Here is a 16,518-nt window from a genome sequence, read left to right on the forward strand (position 1 = left end):
CGCGACGCGAACCGGGGGCCGGGCCGTGCGGCCGGCCCCCTGGGACTTCAGCTCTTGGTGCGGAACTTGTGGATGGCGATGGGCGCCATCACCAACGTGAGCACCGCGGTCCAGCCCAGGGTCACCCACAGGTCGTGGGCGACCGGGCCCCCCACCATCAGGCCGCGCGAGGCGTCCGCGAGCGCGGACAGCGGGTTGTAGTCGGTGAAGTTCTGCAGCCAGCCGGGCATGGTGCCGGTCGGGGAGAAGATCGACGAACCGAACTGCAGGGGCATCAGGACGAGGAAGCCCATCGCCTGCACGGACTGGGCGTTCTTCATCGTCACGCCGAGGACCAGGAAGATCCACATCAGGGCCGAGCCGAAGAGGGTGGCCAGTCCGACGGCCGCGAACAGACCCGTCCAGCTCTCGATGTCGAAGCCGACCAGCACGCCGACGATCATGAGGATGGTCGTGGCGACGAGCATCCTCATCAACTCCACCACGATCTTGGCGAAGAGCACGGAGCCCTGGCCGATCGGCAGGGTGCGGAAGCGGTCCATCACCCCCTTCTGGAAGTCCTCGTTGAAGCCGGTCCCGACGGCCGTGGCGATGTTCATGCCCATCATGGCCATCAGGCCGGGCACCACGTACTGCACGTACTCCTGCTGGCCGCCGCCGAGCGACTGCCCGATGGACCCGCCGAAGACGTAGACGAACAGCAGGGTGAAGACGACCGGCATCAGGACCGCGTCGAACATGGACTCCGGGTCCTGGCGGATCCAGAGCAGGTTGCGGCGGACCAGTGCGCCGATGTGGCGGGCGTGCGCACGGGGCGAGATCCGCGCGTCCCCCTGCGGGGCGACGGGGGCTTCGGTGACCGGCGGGAGGTCGGCGGAGTCGTTCTTCGCGAGAGTGGCGGTGGGCGACGGGTTGGCGCTCATGCGGAGACCTCCTCGTAGGCGTGGGCGGAGGTCTCGTCCTGCGGGGCACTGGCCTTGTGGCCGGTGAGGGACAGGAACACCTCGTCCAGACTGGGCAGTTCGGTGGAGATGGAGCCGATCGTGATGCCACGCGCGGTCACCGCGCCGACCACGGCGGTGAGTTGCTCGTCGCTGAGGATCGGGACCAGCACGCTGTCGGTCTCGGTGTCCACGATCGTGGTGGCGAGGCCGGTGAGGCCCAGCTCGTCGAACATGGCGGCCAGCGGGCGCAGTTCCAGCGGGTCGGCCGGGCGGATGCGCAGCGTACGGCCGCCGACCCGCGCCTTCAGCTCGTCGATCCGGCCGCTCGCGATGACCTTGCCGCGGTCGATGACGGTGAGTTCGGAGGCCAGCTGCTCGGCCTCCTCCATGTACTGGGTGGTGAGCAGCACGGTGACGCCGTCGGCGACCATGCGCTTGACCTCCAGCCACACCTCGTTGCGGGTGCGCGGGTCGAGGCCGGTCGTCGGCTCGTCCAGGTACAGCACGGCCGGGCTGCCGATCATCGAGGCGGCCAGGTCCAGCCGGCGGCGCATACCGCCGGAGTACGTCGAAGCCGGGCGCTTGGCGGCCTCGGTGAGGGAGAAGCGCTCCAGGAGTTCGTCGGCCCGGAGGCGGGCGTCCTTGCGGGGCAGGTCGAGCAGCCGCCCGATCATGTAGAGGTTCTCCCAGCCGGGGAGCTTCTCGTCGACCGAGGCGTACTGGCCGGTGAGCCCTATCACCCGGCGCAGCTGGCGGGGCTGCTTCAGCACGTCGTAGCCGGCGACCGTGGCCTGTCCGGCGTCGGGGGTGACCAGCGTGGACAGGCAGCGGACGAGGGTGGTCTTGCCGGCGCCGTTGGGGCCCAGTACACCGAGGACGGTGCCCTCGCGCACATCCAGGTCGACCCCGTCCAGTGCCTTGGTCTTGCCGTAGTGCTTGACCAGCCCCCGTACGGTGACGGCGCTGCGGCCGGTCGCAGCTCGTCGGAGCGTGTTGTCGATTCGCGTCATGTCCATCAAGGTGTCAGCCGCCACCGACAAACGACCGACAGGCCGCCTACACCCCCGAGCCGCTGCCGACAGGTCGCCGACGGTCGGCCGACAGGGACGAGAAAGGCGGCGGGGAGAAGAGCGGCAGGGCGAGCGGGCCGCCGTGCCGAGGGCGGGCGGCGGGGCGCGGGGAGCGGTCGGGGCGTGGAACGGCGACAACCCGCCGACGGGGGAAGATCGGCGGGTTGTCCTGGTGCCGCAGTGGTTCAGGGGTCCTCGTTGGTGCCGGGGCAGTCCCGGTGGCCGCAGAGGCCCGGCGGAGGCGAGGCGTCAGTGGACGGAGTGCTCCTCCAGCGGGAACGTCCCGCCGACCACGTCGTCGGCGAACGCCTTCGCGGCGTCGCCCATGACCCGGCGCAGATCGGCGTACTGCTTGACGAACTTCGGCACCTTGCCGCCGGTCAGTCCGAGCATGTCGGTCCACACCAGGACCTGCGCGTCGGTCTCCGGGCCGGCGCCGATGCCGACGGTCGGGATGTGCAGGACGCGCGTGACCTCGGCGGCGAGCTCCGCCGGGACCAGTTCGAGCACGACGGCGAAGGCGCCCGCGTCCTGGACCGCCTTGGCGTCGCGCAGCAACTGCTGCGCGGCCTCCTCGCCCCGGCCCTGGACGCGGTAGCCCATGGAGTTCACGGACTGCGGGGTGAGGCCGATGTGCGCCATCACCGGGATGCCGGACTCGACCAGCAGCTCGATCTGGCGGTGCGAGCGCTCGCCGCCCTCCAGCTTCACCGCGCCCACCCCGGCCTCCTTGACCAGGCGGGTGGCCGAGCGCAGCGCCTGCACCGGACCCTCCTGGTAGGACCCGAAGGGCAGGTCGCCGACGATCAGCGCGCGGCTGGTGCCCCGGACCACCGCGGCGGACAGCATGGTCATCTCGTCCATGGTGACGGGGACGGTCGTCTCGTAGCCCAGGTGGCAGTTGCCCGCCGAGTCGCCGACGAGCATGACCGGGATGCCGGCCTCGTCGAAGACGGACGCGGTCATCGCGTCGTAGGCGGTGAGCATGGGCCACTTCTCGCCGCGCTCCTTGGCGGCGGTGATGTCCCGCACCGTGATGCGGCGGGTGCTCTTGCCCCCGTAGAGCGCCTTGCTGTCGGTGACCTTGAGGCCACCCTCGGCAGGCTGCTTCGGGGCAGCCGGAAGCTGCGTCATCGCAACGGCTCCTTCTGTCATCTCGAGGCGCCCTCACGGCGTCCCCGGATCACCTCCATGGTGGCACCTCGTATCCGGCGCGGCTAGACCGGGCCCGGTGACCGCCGTGTCGCCCTCGCCACGCCCGCCACCCGGCGCACCTCTCCGCGACCGGAGACCCAGGTCCCTTCGTAAGTTCTGCGTAAAGCATTTCCGATACGAGACGGTTCCGTATCGAATAGCTTCTAGGGTGGTCGTCATGACAACTTCCGCTCCGTCGTCCGTCCGACGCGTGCCCGAGGCGGTGCACCGGCGCCGCTGGGCGATCCTCGGCGTGCTCATGCTGAGCCTGCTGATCGTGGTGCTCGACAACTCCATCCTGAACGTCGCCATCAAGACCATCTCGACCCCGGCGCCCACCGGCCTCGGCGCCACCCAGAGCGAGCTGGAGTGGGCGATCAACGCCTACACCCTCGTCTTCGCCGGGCTCCTGTTCACCGCGGGTCTCCTCGGTGACCGGCTCGGCCGCAAGAAGGTGCTGCTCGGCGGTCTCGCCGTGTTCGGCATCGGGTCCGCGCTGGCCGCCGAGTCCGGCTCGCCGGTCCAGCTCATCGTGTTCCGCGCGGTGATGGGTCTCGGCGCGGCCTTCGTCATGCCCGCCACCCTCGCCGTCCTCATGAACGTCTTCGAGCGCGACGAGCAGCCCAAGGCCATCGGCATCTGGGCCGGCGGCGTCGGCCTCGCCATCGCGATCGGCCCGATCACCGGCGGCCTCCTGCTCGACCACTTCTGGTGGGGCTCGGTCTTCCTCATCAACGTGCCGATCGTGCTGCTCGCGATCGCCCTGATGATCTGGCTGGTCCCCGACTCGCGCGACCCGAACCCGGGCCGCCTCGACCCGGTCGGCGTCGTCCTCTCGGTCATCGGCCTGGTCCTGCTCGTCTACGGCATCATCAAGGGCGGTCAGCTCGCCGACTTCACCGACCCGAAGGTCCTCGCGACGGTCGGTGCCGGTCTCCTCGTCCTCATCGGCTTCGTGTGGTTCGAGAAGCGCAGCGACCACCCGTCCATCGACGTCACGTATTTCCAGAACAAGGTCTTCTCGGCCGCGATGTCGGCCATCGCGCTGGTCTTCTTCGCGCTGATGGGCGTGACCTTCTTCTCCGTCTTCTACACCCAGAGCGTGCGCGGCTACTCGGCGCTGCAGACCGGCCTGCTGATGCTGCCCCTGGCCGTCGCCCAGATCATCTTCGCGCCGCGCGCCCGGCTGGTCGTCGACCGCTTCGGCAACCGCGCCACCTGCACGGCGGGTCTCGTGATCATCGCCGGGACACTGGCCGCGTTCGCGACGCTGGAGGCCGACACGCCCATCTGGCTCCTCGAGGTCATCTTCTTCCTCATGGGCACCGGCATGGCGCACATCATGACCCCGACCAGCGTCGTCATCATGCAGGCGCTGCCCCGCGAGAAGGCGGGCTCCGCGTCCGCGCTCAGCAACACCTTCCGCCAGGTCGGCGGCGCCCTCGGCATCGCGGTCCTCGGTTCCGTCCTCTCCACGGCCTACCGCAACGGCATCGAGGACAACCTGGACATCGTCCCGGCGCCCCTGCGGCACACCGCGGGCGAGTCCATCGAGGCCACCCTCGGTGTCGCCGCCAAGCTCGGCCCGCAGGGCAAGGCGCTCGTCACCCCGGCGAACGACGCGTTCCTGCACGCCATGCACGTCACCGCCCTGTGCGGCGCGGGCGTCGCGGTCATCGGCGCGGTGGTCGTCGCCCTGTTCCTGCCGGGCCGTCCGGCGGCCCCGCGCGAGGACCAGGAGGAGGCGGAACTGGTGACCGCGGACCTCGGACAGGACTGAGGGGGGCGTCCGGGACCGCGGGCACCCCTCACCGGGTGCCCGCCGTCGCCGTGCACCAGGGAGAATGGCGTCAGGTCAACGAAGGGAACGGAGTTCGACGTGAGCCTCGCCGACAGCCGCGACAGGCAGGGGTGCCCGGCCCGGGGACGTCCCCGGAGCGAGGCCGTGGAGCGCGCCATCATCGAGGGCGTGATGAAGCTCCTGGAGGAAGGCGTCCCGCTCGCGGACATCTCCATCGAGCGGCTCGCCCGCACCGCCGGCGTAGGCAAGGCGACCATCTACCGCCGCTGGAGCGGCAAGGACGAACTCTTCGTCGACGTGCTGCGCGCCGCCGAGCCCCCGGACCCCGAACTCCCCGGCGTCTCCATGCGCGACGACCTCGTCGTCCTGCTGGAGACGCTGCGCCGGCGCGGCCTGGTCAGCCGCTCGTCGGCGATCCTGCACAACGTGTACGCGCAGATGAAGAGCAGCCCCAAACTGTGGGCCGCGTACGACGCCACGGTCATCGCCCCGCGACGCCAACTGGGCTACGAGGTGCTGCGCCGCGGGCAGGAGAACGGCGAACTCCGCTGCGACGTCGACATCGAGCTGCTCAACGACATGTTCGTCGGTCCGATGCTCTTCCGGAGCATCATGCGCCCCGACGGCGACCTTCCCGAGGACCTCGCCGGGCAGATCGTCGACACGCTGCTGGAGGGCCTGCGCCCCGCCCGGCCCTGACGCGCCGGTTTCTGACGGGGTGAATGTGCGCGTTTCGTCACAGAGGGCACATCGCGTGCCCCTGCCCGGAACTCCGGGCCGGGAGTTGGACGTCCCCTTGCCTGTACGGCCGTCCAGGACGGCGAGAACGACACCGAACATCCCCTAGGGTCGTACGTGCGGGGTGGACGGTGCGCACGGCATTTTGTGAGGCGACGGTATGGCGCAGGCGTATATGACGGAGACGGGCAGCGACGGCAAGGAGCCGGACCGCAGACAGCCCCGGCTTCGGCGCCTGCTCGACCGCTGGCGAGGCGACCGCGGGATCTGGCGCCGCGGACTGATCCTCGCCGCCCTCGCGCTCCTGCTCGCCCTGGTGATGCTGACGCACGCGCAGATCCCGAACCGCGTCGGCAACCTCGGCAGCCTCACGGAGACGTTCCTGCCCTGGATCGGCGTGTTCATCCCGGTCCTGCTGGTGCTCGCCTTCGTACGGCGGTCCGCCGTCGCGCTGATCGCCGTGCTGCTGACCGGCGCGGTCTGGCTGAACCTCTTCGGTGGACTGCTCACCGACAAGACCGGCACCGGCGGCGATCTGACCGTCGCCACCCACAACGTCAACGCGGACAACCCGGACCCGTCCGGCACCGCCGTCGACGTGGCCGCCTCCGGGGCCGACGTGGTGGCCCTGGAGGAACTGACGGCCTCGGCGGTTCCGGTGTACGAGCGGGCGCTGGCGTCGACGTACAAGTACCACTCGGTGCAGGGGACCGTCGGGCTGTGGAGCAAGTACCCGCTCAGCGCCACCAAGCCGGTGGACATCAAGCTGGGCTGGACACGCGCCATGCGGGCGACCGTGTCGGCGCCGGACGGCCGGGTCGCGGTCTACGTGGCCCATCTGCCCTCGGTACGGGTGAAGATGAAGGCCGGTTTCACCGCCCGGCAGCGCGACAAGAGCGCGGACGCGCTGGGCGAGGCGATCGTCGACGAGCCCATCGGGCAGGTCGTCCTGCTCGGTGACCTCAACGGCACGATGAACGACCGGGCGCTCAACGCCGTCACCGCGCAGATGCGCTCCACACAGGGCGCGGCGGGCAGCGGCTTCGGCTTCAGCTGGCCCGCGTCGTTCCCGATGGCCCGGATCGACCAGATCATGGTCAAGGGCGTCGAGCCGGTGGCCTCGTGGACCCTGCCCGCGACCGGCAGCGACCATCTCCCGATCGCGGCCCGCGTCAGGCTGGACGCAACCGCTTCTTGACCGTACCGACGAACCCCGCCGGATCGACCGACATCCTCTGCTCCGTCGGGTGACCCGGCCGGGGTCGTCACCATTTCCTCGGCTACGCGAGGTGCGGATCGTCGTTCGTGATGTCCGCCGCCACTCCGATGAAGGTGTTGCCGGCCGAAACGCCGAGCGCGCCCTTGTAGTTGTAGATGGCCCACTGCATGCCGTTGAACGTGTTGCCGTACACGTTCGCGCCGATGTAGTGGTTGATGCCCACACCGAACCTGTTGGCGCTGCCGATGTCGTGGATGTGGTTGTCGTAGACGTTCAGATTCTTCGCCGCGTTGAACGGGCCGCCACTGATGCCGATGATCAGGATGCCGTCCGTGAACCGGGTTCCGCTGATGTCGTTGTCGCGGATGTTGATGTTGTCGGCCGCCGCGTTCTGGAAGCCGCTGTACACGATGGCCGGCAAGGTGCCCGTGCCGCTCTCGGAACCGCCGACGATCGTGTTGTGGTGGATGAACACGTCGGAGAGGGTCTCCGCGGACGAATTGGGTTCGAGGTCGATGGGCCCGGGCATTCCGGAGCGCGAACAGTTGACGAACCGGTTGTGGTGCACCTCGATCTGGGTGCCGCTGACGACGGAGACACCGTTCCGATTGAAATGGTCGGACGTGAACGTGTTGTCCGGCCCGATGACGCAGTTCTTGCCGGAACTTCCGAGGTTGACGTAGACACCGTCGCCGATGATGTCGCCGAACTTGCAGTTCTTGACGACGACGCCGCTGAGGTTCCCCTGGATTCTCACGCAGTGCCGGTACTGGGACCAGGTGGCACCCTGCTTCGACGCGCGTCCGTCGAAGTTGAGATTCTCGATCGTGACGCCTGATCCACGCACGGTCAGGATCTCGTCGCTGTGGGTGGTGGATCTCGTGGAGTTGTCCGGGAACCGCAAGGTCGAACCGTTGCCCTCGACGTGGCAGCCGGCGGGAATCGACAGCGAGGTGACCGTGTACGTCCGTCCCGCCGGGAAGACCAGACGCTTGCCCGCGGCGGCGTCGGCCGCCCGCTGGAGCGTGGGGTGGTCCTTGACGAGCACGTCGCCCTTGCCGCCGCCGGGAAGGCGTTGCGCCGCGGCCAGCAGGGGGACGGCGGAGATCAGGGACAACACCGATCTGCGAGAGACGGGACGGGAGCCGGACAGGAACTTCGCCGGTGATTTCTGCGCTCGGAACAAAACCAGTTACTCCAGGACGGGGAGGGGGTATCGGCGGACGGTGCCGCTCACCCGGGAATTTTATCCGTGAATCGCTAAATCGACATTGATGAGCCGCTGTGCCGATCCTCACTCGAGCGCCGGAGGGCTCGCGGGCCGGTGGGAGGCGTCCGGCCCTGTGCGGCCGGTCGTGGCGGCAGTCCGCCCGCGGGCGGGAACCGGGCCCGCGGGCGGGAACATCGGCCGGGGCGTGATTTGTTTAGCAGCTGAACTTAATGTTTGATCGACCCGTGAACCGCGCACATCGCCGTGCGCGGGCGCGTCCGGGCACGCGAGCGTTCCCGCCCGCTCCGCACGGGGTTCCGCTCGTCCCCGGGCGTCTCCACCCGCCCCGCTTCTCGGAAAGGCTCCTCATGCCTCTGGCCCTGCTCGCCCTCGCCGTGGGCGCCTTCGGCATCGGCACCACCGAGTTCGCCATGATGGGCCTGCTGCCCGACGTCGCGGACGACCTGCGCATATCCATCCCGGCCGCCGGACACCTGGTCTCCGCGTACGCGCTCGGCGTCGTCATCGGCGCCCCGCTGCTCGCGGCGGCCACCGCCCGGATGTCCCGCCGTACGGTCCTCGTCGCCCTGATGGGCCTCTTCGTGGCGGGCAACGCGCTCTCCGCCCTCGCCCCCGGCGAGCACTGGCTGCTCGCCGCCCGCTTCCTGAGCGGTCTGCCGCACGGCGCCTTCTTCGGCGTCGGCGCCGTCGTCGCCACCGGCCTGGTCGCCCCGGAGCGCAAGGCCCGCTCCGTGTCGCTGATGTTCCTCGGACTGACCGTCGCGAACATCGCCGGTGTCCCGGCGGCCACCCTCGTCGGGCAGCACCTGGGCTGGCGGGCCGCGTTCCTCGGGGTGAGCGCGATCGGCCTGGTCGCGATCGCCTCGTTGTTCCTGCTGATCCCGCGCACACCCGCGAACGCCCCCTCCGCGGGCCTGCGCGGCGAACTGGCCGCCCTGCGCTCGCTGCCCGTCTGGCTCGCCCTCGGTACGACGGTCGCGGGCTTCGGGGCGCTCTTCTCCGCGTACAGCTACATCGCGCCCATGCTCACGGACGCCGCCGGGTACGCCGAGGGCAGTGTGACGCTGCTGCTGGCGCTCTTCGGGGTCGGCGCGACGGTGGGCAACCTGCTCGGCGGACGCCTCGCGGACCACTCCCTGCGCGGCACCCTCTTCGGCGGACTGCTGTCCCTGATCGCCGTCCTCGCGCTGTTCCCGGCCCTCATGAGCGCCCAGTGGAGCGCCGCCGTCGCGGTCGTCCTCCTCGGCACGGCCGCCTTCGTCACCGGCTCGCCCCTCCAGCTGATGGTCATGGAGAAGGCCTCCGCCGCCCCCTCCCTGGCGTCCTCCGCCAACCAGGCCGCGTTCAACCTCGCCAACGCGGGAGGCGCGTGGATCGGCGGGCTCGCCCTGGCGGCGGGCTTCGGAGCCACCTCCCCGGCGCTCGCCGGAGCCGCCCTCGCCGTGCTCGGCCTGGCCGTCGCCGCGACGGCCCACGCGGTCGACCGCCGCCGCGCCGCCGTCGAAACGGTCACCACCGGCCGCCTGATCGCCGGCCACGTCCCCGACCGGCCGAAGGCGCTGCGCCGTTGAAGGGTCAGTCCTTCGGCTCCGGGACGTCGAAGCGGGCCAGGTCGCGCAGCCAGGTGCGGGACGAACTGTCGGACGGCGCGCGCCAGTCGCCGCGCGGCGAGAGCGAACCGCCTGCCGAGACCTTCGGCCCGTTCGGCATGGCCGAGCGCTTGAACTGCGCGAACCCGAAGAAGCGGCGGCAGAACACCTCCAGCCAGCGCCGGATCTCGGGCAGGTCGTACGCCACCCGCTCGGCCTCCGGGAAGCCGGGCGGCCAGGCGCCGCCGTCCGCCTCGTGCCACGCGTGCCAGGCCAGGAAGGCGATCTTCGACGGCCGGAAGCCGTAGCGCAGCACGTGGAAGAGGGTGAAGTCGTGCAGCGCGTACGGGCCGATCTTCGACTCGGTGGACTGCATCTCCTCGCCCGGGACCAGCTCGGGGCTGATCTCGGTGTCGAGGATCGCGGCGAGCGTCCGGTCGGTGTCCTCGCCGAACTGCCGGCTGGCGATGACCCAGCGGATCAGATGCTGGATCAGCGTCTTCGGCACGCCCGAGTTGACGTTGTAGTGACTCATCTGGTCGCCCACGCCGTACGTGGACCAGCCGAGCGCCAGCTCCGAGAGGTCACCGGTGCCGAGCACGATGCCGCCGCGCTGGTTGGCGAGCCGGAAGAGGTAGTCGGTGCGCAGACCCGCCTGCACGTTCTCGAAGGTGACGTCGTACACCGGCTCGCCGGAGGCGAAGGGGTGCTCCATCTCCTTCAGCATCAGCCGGGCGGTCGGCGTGATGTCCAGCTCGGCCGCGGTGACGCCGAGGGAACGCATCAACTCGTGCGCGTTGCCCTTGGTGTGGTCGCTGGTCGCGAAGCCCGGCAGGGTGAAGGCGAGGATGTCGCTGCGGGGGCGGCCCGCCCGGTCCATCGCGCGGGCGGCGACGATCAGCGCGTGCGTGGAGTCGAGACCGCCGGACACCCCGATGACCACCTTCGGGCCGCCGATCGCCGCGAGCCGCTGCTGGAGCCCCGCGACCTGGATGTTGTAGGCCTCGTAGCAGTCCTGGGCGAGCCGGTCGGGGTCCGCGGGCACGAACGGGAAGCGCTCGACACGGCGGCGCAGGCCCAGGTCCCCGGTCGGCGGGTCGAGCGGGAACGACACCGTGCGGAAATCGGCGGTGCGGGTGGTGTGGGTACGCCGGTTGTCGTCGAAGCTGCCCGTCCGGCTCCGCTCCTGACGCAGCAGGTCGAGGTCGACGTCCGCGACGGCGAACTGGTCGTCGAGCGGGAAGCGCTCGGACTCGGCCAGCAGCGCCCCGTTCTCGTAGATCATGGTCTGGCCGTCCCAGGACAGGTCGGTGGTCGACTCGCCCAGTCCCGCCGCCGCGTAGACGTACGCGGCGATGCAGCGCGAGGACGCCGAACGGCTCATCAGCCTGCGGTCCTCGGCCCGGCCCACGGTGATCGGGCTGCCGGAGAGGTTGGCGAGGACGGTGGCGCCCGCGAGGGCCGCCTCGGCGCTCGGCGGCACCGGCACCCACATGTCCTCGCAGATCTCCGCGTGCAGCACCAGGCCCGGCACGTCGTCCGCGGCGAACAGCAGGTCCACGCCGAACGGCACGGACTCACCGCCGACCCGGATCGTGCCGCCGCGCTCGTCGTCGCCCGCGGCGATCTGCCGACGCTCGTAGAACTCCCGGTAGTTCGGCGGGTACGACTTGGGCACGACCCCGAGGACCCGGCCCCGGTGCACGACCACCGCGCAGTTGTAGACCCGGTTGCGGTGGCGCAGCGGGGCGCCGACGACCAGGACCGGCAGGAGCTCCGCCGACCCCGTCACCACCTCCTGGAGCGCCGCCTCGACCTGGTCGAGCAGCGCGTCCTGGAGCAGCAGGTCCTCGATCGAGTAGCCGCACAGCCCCATCTCCGGGAAGACGGCGACGGCGACGCCCTCCTCGGCGCACCTGCGCGCCTGGCGCAGGACCGCCTCGGCGTTGGCGAGCGGGTCCGCGATGACGGTGTGGCCCGTACAGGCGGCGACGCGTGCGAAGCCGTGCTGATAGAGCGACCGGAAGTTCAGAGAAGGCACCCGGCCAGTGTAATCGTCAGTGCGACGCGATGGGGGGTGCGGGGGTGTCCCGGCGGGCCGCCTCCCGGGACGCGCGACGCGCCCGCCTCCCCGGGGGAGACGGGCGCGTCGTTCGTACGGTGCCGGTCAGCGACGGCTGAACGACTCGACGTAGCCCGGGGCGGGGGAGCCCACACCGGTGACGTCGTCGTAGCCCTTGACCGCCTTCAGCGAGCTGTCCTGCCCGAGGACGCGGACCGAGGTGGCCAGGCCGTCAGCGGCGTCGAAGCCGTTGGCGAAGTCGACGCGGGCGACGGCGTAGTGCTTGCCGCCGGGCGTGTCGGTCACGTCGTGGTACGCCTTCGAGCCGGACTTGGCGTAGATCGACGGGTTGGCGAAACCGATCGCCTTGCCGCCGCGCGCCTCCTGGGCGAGCGCCTGGACGGCCGCGATCACCGGCGCGGCCAGCGAGGTGCCGCCGATCCGGTACTCGCTGTACTGCTCGGTCCCGTCCGGGAAGGTCTGCGTCTGGCCGACCTTGAAACCGGTGTTGGGGTCGGCGATCGCCGCGATGTCCGGGACGACCCGGTTGCCCGCCGCGTTGTTCGCCTTCGCCAGCGCGTTCGGGACGACACCCTTCTGGTAGTACGGCGCCGCCACGGTCCTGCTCGTGCCGCCGCCCGCACCCGAGGTGAACGCGCCCGGGAAGCCGGTCCAGCTCTTGCCGTCCTCGGACAGCGCAGCCTTCTCGGTGCCCCAGCCGGTCTCCCACAGGTACTTGTCGCCCTTGCCGACCGCCAGCGAGGTGCCGCCGACCGCCGTCACCCACGCCGAGTTGGCCGGGGTGTCGACCTGCTTCGTACCGGTGTTGGCGACCTCGTCGCCGTTGTCGCCGGAGGAGAAGTAGAAGCCGATGCCCTCGACCGCGCCGAACTGGAAGGTCTGGTCGTAGGCGGCCGCGAGGTCCGGGGTCTGGTTGGCCTCGATGTCGCCCCACGAGTTGGAGACGATGTCGGCCAGGTGACCGTCCACGATCTTGTTCAGCGAGTCGAGCAGATCGTCGTCGTAGCAGGAGGCGGCACCCACGTACGTGATGCTCGCGCCCGGCGCGACCGCGTGCACGGCCTCGACGTCGAGGGTCTCCTCGCCGTACCAGCCGGCCGCCCCGCACTCCTCGGTCTTCGTGTACTTGGCGGGCAGCACCTGACGCAGCTGACCGCTGGTGTACTTGGCGTCGCCGTGCTTCGCGGCGTAGGTGGCCGCGTCGAACGCGATGGTCGGCGAGGCGTACGCGTCGGTGATGGCGACCCGCACGTTCTTGCCGGTGCGCTTGCCCGCCCCGTACGCGGCGCGGAGCTGCTTGCCGGTGTAGCCCTGAACGGCGTACGGGATCTTCGTTCCGTACGCGTCCGGCAGGGTGCTCGCGACGTTCGAGCCGTAGTACGAGGAGAACGGCCCGGAGTTCTTGAACACCGCGTCCGGAGGCGGCAGTTGATCGGCGTGCCGCGCCTTGTGCGGGGCGTTGTCCAGGCCGGTGACGGTCAGGACGGCGCCGTTCAGCGCGGCGGGCGCGGAAGCCGCCTTCGACGGCGCCCGGTAAGTCTTCTTGCCCTTGCCGTAGTTGTGCAGCTGGGTGCCGAACGCCTTCTCGGCGGCGGCCACGTCACCGGTCACGGAGACGTAGTGCTGCGTGGTGCCGCCGACCGTCAGGCCGGCCGACCTCAGCCACGAGCGCACGGCCGCGACCTGGGCCGGGGTGGCACCGAAACGCGCCTGTGCCTTCTTGGCGCTGAGGTATTTCCCGTACGAAGCCGAGTGCGGGTCGGACACGGACCTGGCGTAGGAGGCCAGACCCCTGGCGTCCCGTCCGGCGAAGTACACCCGGGCCGAGACCTGGGAGCTGTCGGGCGCCGCTCCCTTGTCCGCCTTCGCGGTCGCCCAGGCGGGCTTGGTGCCCGCGAGGGTGTCCCGGCTCGGGCCGTCCGCGGCGTGGGCCGCGGGTATGCCGAGCGCCAGCGCGCCGGCGAGCAGGGGCAGTGTCGCCGCCATGCTCACTCCGGCGCGCGCGGTGGCGCGATTGGATCTCATAGAACCCCCTGCGATGCGGTTCGTCGCATGTAGTGGTTGGTCGTGACCCACGTGAAACCCTCACGCCCCGTCAGGGTGCGAGGAGTGGATCACGGATGGGGATCACTCTTGCGATGAACCGTTCATGCCAGGGGAATGAACAAGCCAAGGAAACGCCAAGTGGCCGCGATCGGTGCCCGTTTGGGATGGTTTGGAGGGGGCCCTTGCCCATAATCGAGGGTTTTCCCTCTATCTCGTCCCGAGATCTCGTGGAGGGCGCCCTTCTTGGGCGGACGGACAGGTCCCGAACACCGAACTGCGGTTCCGCGCAATGCCGTTGCTTTGCGCGCCGCCCGGTCCCCGCGCCGCCCGGTCCTCGCACCGCCGGGCGCCACGACCGGCCGGTCGCGGCGCCACGTGAACTCCCTTACGGGGCAAGGTACTCGTCGGACAGGGAAGCGGGCGCGGGGACCTAGTCGCGCGCCGTCGCGTCCCGCTTCGCGAGCATGTCGGCCATCAGCTTGATCTCCGACTGCTGCGCGTCGACCATGCCCTGCGCGAGCCGCTTCTCCACGCCGACGGAACACTTGGCCACACAGCCCTCGGCCATGTGGATGCCGCCCTTGTGGTGCTCGGTCATCAACTGGAGGTAGAGGACCTCGGCCCGCTTCCCGTTCAGCGTGCCGAGCCGTTTCATCTCGGTGTCGGTGGCCATGCCCGGCATCAGCGAGCCGTCCTCGCCGGTCGCCATGTCCCCCATGCCCATCCAGGTCATCGGCGGGTCCGGGGACACCTTCGGCAACTCCCACAGGTCGAGCCAGCCGAGCAGCATGCCGCGCTGATTGGCCTGCGTCTGCGCGATGTCGTACGCGAGACGCCGCACCTCCACGTCCTCGGTCCGGTCGCGCACGATGTACGACATCTCGACGGCCTGCTGGTGGTGGACCGCCATGTCCCGGGCGAAGCCCGCGTCCGCCGAGTCGGCGGCGGGCGCCCGCGTCCCGGAGGCGTCGCCGTCGGCGACGGCGTACGTGATCGCCCCGACCGCGACGAGCACGGCCGCCGTGGCACCCGCGATCCAGCCGGTCGGCCTCACTGCGCCAGACCGTTGGTGCAGGCGGCGCCCGGCTCGGGCGTCTGCTTGCCCTGCACGAACTCCGAGAGGAACGCGTCGACGTTCTTGTCGCTCGCGCCGGTCACCGTGCGCTGCTTGCCCCAGGCGCTCAGCACGATCGGGTCCTTCTGGTCGGCGACGGGGCTCATCAGCGTGTACGGCGTCTTCTTCACCTTCGCCGCGAGCGCCTTCACGTCGGCGTCCGACGCCTTGTCGTTGTACGTGATCCAGACGGCGCCGTGCTCCAGGGAGTGCACGGCGTTCATGTTGCCGACCGCCTTGGTGTAGACGTCCCCGTTGCAGTTCATCCAGACCTGGTTGTGGTCACCGCCGACCGGCGGCTCCATCGGGTAGGTCACGGTCTTCGTGACGTGGTTGCGGCCCAGCGTGCCCTTCCACGTCTTCACGCCGTCCGCGCCCGTGACGAAGTGTCCCGAGGACTTCGCGTCGCTCGCCGTGTCCTTCTTGTCCGACTGGGACCGGACGAGGACGACACCACCGGCGACGAGACCGGCGACGACGACGACGCCGGCCGCTGCCATGAGGATCCGGTTGCGCCGCTCCCGGTTGCGCTCGACGCGGCGCAGCTCCTCGATGCGTGCCTGGCGCGATCCGGTGCTGGTGTTCTTGGCGGAACCCATGGTGAGTCCTTATGGGGATGGGACGGGCGGGTCCGCCGATCGTAATCGGGAAGGGAGGGGTGTCGGCAGGGTGGGCCCGGGATTGGCCGAAGAAGGGGAGGCCGGGAGCGGGGCGGGGAAAATTTGAACCGAAGATGCGCATTACCTACGCTGTCGGGCATGCGGTTGTTGCGATCCACCGACCTGGCCCTGCGCTTCCTGATGCGCCTGGCCGTCGTCGGCGAGCCGACACCCACCACGCGCGAGGTCGCGGCCGACATGCGCGTCCCGTACTCGCACGCCGCCAAGGTCGTCGCCGAACTCCAGCACCTCGGGCTGGTCGACGCCCGGCGCGGCCGGGGAGGCGGGCTCGCGCTCACCGAGAAGGGGCGCGGCGCCTCCGTCGGCGCGGTCGTGCGCGCCTTCGAAGGGGACGGCGACGTCGTCGAGTGCGAGGGCGACACACCGTGCCCGCTGCTCGCCGCGTGCCGGCTGCGGGGTGCCCTGCGGCTGGCCCAGGAGGCGTTCTACGCCTCGCTGGACCCGCTGACCATCGCCGACGTCGTCGCGGCACCGACCGGGCCGCTGCTGCTGGACATCACCCGGAGACCGTGATCCGGCGTCGGACCGCTTCTCGCGTCCGGCCGCTTCCGGAGTCCGGCCGATCCGGGCCCGTGGGCCCGGGTGCCTCCACCGGGCCGCCCGGCCGGACGGCACCTGGCGGTACACCGGCCGGAGCCGGACGAGCCCCTGCTCGACCGGGACGGGTCGCGCAGGGGCAGGCAGGTGCCGCCGGGGGAGCGAATGCTCCCCGCCGGGATCTGACCGGCATCAACGGGCTGGACGGTCCCGGCGGATCCGATCGGTACCGCCAGGACGGACCTGGCCGGTACCGCCGGGACCTGGCCGGT

13 protein-coding genes are annotated in these 16,518 nt (G+C 70.5%); 5 read left to right on the top strand and 8 right to left on the bottom strand.

What is annotated here, in order from left to right:
• Positions 1-47: 47 nt before the first annotated feature.
• The 3 genes from ACFYW7_RS03870 to panB form a co-directional block, all read right to left on the bottom strand.
• The gene (locus tag ACFYW7_RS03870) at positions 48-923 is read right to left on the bottom strand and encodes an ABC transporter permease (RefSeq protein WP_389497473.1); all 876 of its coding nucleotides are present in this window, start codon (positions 921-923) and stop codon (positions 48-50) included.
• A complete protein-coding gene (locus ACFYW7_RS03875; RefSeq protein WP_389497475.1) occupies positions 920-1,954 on the bottom strand; it encodes an ATP-binding cassette domain-containing protein in 1,035 nt (344 codons plus the stop codon). The genes ACFYW7_RS03870 and ACFYW7_RS03875 overlap by 4 nt, the downstream gene beginning before the upstream one ends.
• Before the next feature lie 309 nt (positions 1,955-2,263).
• On the bottom strand, positions 2,264-3,148 hold the full coding sequence (gene panB / locus ACFYW7_RS03880; RefSeq protein ID WP_389497477.1) for a 3-methyl-2-oxobutanoate hydroxymethyltransferase: 885 nt from the start codon (positions 3,146-3,148) through the stop codon (positions 2,264-2,266).
• 238 nt (positions 3,149-3,386) lie between these two features.
• On the opposite strand from panB, the gene ACFYW7_RS03885 reads away from it, so the two are divergent.
• From ACFYW7_RS03885 to ACFYW7_RS03895, 3 genes are all read left to right on the top strand, one after another.
• Positions 3,387-4,988, top strand: coding sequence for an MFS transporter (locus ACFYW7_RS03885; RefSeq protein ID WP_389497479.1), 1,602 nt, complete (start codon positions 3,387-3,389; stop codon positions 4,986-4,988).
• Between the two features lie 99 nt (positions 4,989-5,087).
• Positions 5,088-5,708 carry a TetR/AcrR family transcriptional regulator gene (locus tag ACFYW7_RS03890; protein WP_389497481.1) on the top strand — a complete coding sequence of 207 codons (621 nt, stop codon included), beginning with the start codon at positions 5,088-5,090 and terminating at the stop codon, positions 5,706-5,708.
• Between the two features lie 199 nt (positions 5,709-5,907).
• Positions 5,908-6,945, top strand: a complete 1,038-nt coding sequence (locus tag ACFYW7_RS03895) for an endonuclease/exonuclease/phosphatase family protein (protein WP_389497484.1) — start codon at positions 5,908-5,910, stop codon at positions 6,943-6,945.
• An 82-nt stretch (positions 6,946-7,027) separates the two neighbouring features.
• Here the strand turns inward: ACFYW7_RS03895 and ACFYW7_RS03900 are convergent, their stop codons facing one another.
• On the bottom strand, positions 7,028-8,086 hold the full coding sequence (locus tag ACFYW7_RS03900) for a hypothetical protein (RefSeq protein ID WP_389497486.1): 1,059 nt from the start codon (positions 8,084-8,086) through the stop codon (positions 7,028-7,030).
• Positions 8,087-8,544: 458 nt separating this feature from the next.
• Here ACFYW7_RS03900 and ACFYW7_RS03905 point away from each other — a divergent pair, with 458 nt between their 5' ends.
• The gene (locus tag ACFYW7_RS03905; protein ID WP_389497488.1) at positions 8,545-9,768 is read left to right on the top strand and encodes an MFS transporter; all 1,224 of its coding nucleotides are present in this window, start codon (positions 8,545-8,547) and stop codon (positions 9,766-9,768) included.
• A 4-nt stretch (positions 9,769-9,772) separates the two neighbouring features.
• Here the strand turns inward: ACFYW7_RS03905 and ACFYW7_RS03910 are convergent, their stop codons facing one another.
• The 4 genes from ACFYW7_RS03910 to ACFYW7_RS03925 form a co-directional block, all read right to left on the bottom strand.
• Positions 9,773-11,818: an NAD(+) synthase gene (locus ACFYW7_RS03910; protein WP_389498559.1), complete on the bottom strand. Its 2,046-nt coding sequence runs from the start codon at positions 11,816-11,818 to the stop codon at positions 9,773-9,775.
• A gap of 135 nt (positions 11,819-11,953) precedes the next feature.
• On the bottom strand, positions 11,954-13,894 hold the full coding sequence (locus ACFYW7_RS03915) for a protease pro-enzyme activation domain-containing protein (RefSeq protein ID WP_389497490.1): 1,941 nt from the start codon (positions 13,892-13,894) through the stop codon (positions 11,954-11,956).
• A 451-nt stretch (positions 13,895-14,345) separates the two neighbouring features.
• Positions 14,346-14,969 carry a DUF305 domain-containing protein gene (locus ACFYW7_RS03920; RefSeq protein WP_389497492.1) on the bottom strand — a complete coding sequence of 208 codons (624 nt, stop codon included), beginning with the start codon at positions 14,967-14,969 and terminating at the stop codon, positions 14,346-14,348.
• Entirely contained in the window at positions 14,966-15,628 is a 663-nt protein-coding gene (locus ACFYW7_RS03925) for a DUF3105 domain-containing protein (protein WP_389497494.1), read from the bottom strand. Before ACFYW7_RS03925 ends, ACFYW7_RS03920 begins: the two co-directional genes overlap by 4 nt.
• Before the next feature lie 159 nt (positions 15,629-15,787).
• On the opposite strand from ACFYW7_RS03925, the gene ACFYW7_RS03930 reads away from it, so the two are divergent.
• Positions 15,788-16,222 (top strand): RrF2 family transcriptional regulator, encoded by a 435-nt coding sequence (locus ACFYW7_RS03930; protein ID WP_389497496.1) that lies wholly within the window; start codon positions 15,788-15,790, stop codon positions 16,220-16,222.
• The last annotated feature ends 296 nt before the right edge of the window (positions 16,223-16,518 follow it).

Source organism: Streptomyces sp. NPDC002580, assembly GCF_042889485.1.
Classification (GTDB): domain Bacteria; phylum Actinomycetota; class Actinomycetes; order Streptomycetales; family Streptomycetaceae; genus Streptomyces.

Bases quoted from the DNA above. Each gene is read 5' to 3' on its own strand.
- ACFYW7_RS03870 (WP_389497473.1), bottom strand. From the start codon at position 923: ATGAGCGCCAACCCGTCGCCCACCGCCACTCTCGCGAAGAACGACTCC.
- ACFYW7_RS03875 (WP_389497475.1), bottom strand. From the start codon at position 1,954: ATGACGCGAATCGACAACACGCTCCGACGAGCTGCGACCGGCCGCAGC.
- panB (WP_389497477.1), bottom strand. From the start codon at position 3,148: ATGACGCAGCTTCCGGCTGCCCCGAAGCAGCCTGCCGAGGGTGGCCTC.
- ACFYW7_RS03885 (WP_389497479.1), top strand. From the start codon at position 3,387: ATGACAACTTCCGCTCCGTCGTCCGTCCGACGCGTGCCCGAGGCGGTG.
- ACFYW7_RS03895 (WP_389497484.1), top strand. From the start codon at position 5,908: ATGGCGCAGGCGTATATGACGGAGACGGGCAGCGACGGCAAGGAGCCG.
- ACFYW7_RS03905 (WP_389497488.1), top strand. From the start codon at position 8,545: ATGCCTCTGGCCCTGCTCGCCCTCGCCGTGGGCGCCTTCGGCATCGGC.
- ACFYW7_RS03915 (WP_389497490.1), bottom strand. From the start codon at position 13,894: ATGAGATCCAATCGCGCCACCGCGCGCGCCGGAGTGAGCATGGCGGCG.
- ACFYW7_RS03925 (WP_389497494.1), bottom strand. From the start codon at position 15,628: ATGGGTTCCGCCAAGAACACCAGCACCGGATCGCGCCAGGCACGCATC.
- ACFYW7_RS03930 (WP_389497496.1), top strand. From the start codon at position 15,788: ATGCGGTTGTTGCGATCCACCGACCTGGCCCTGCGCTTCCTGATGCGC.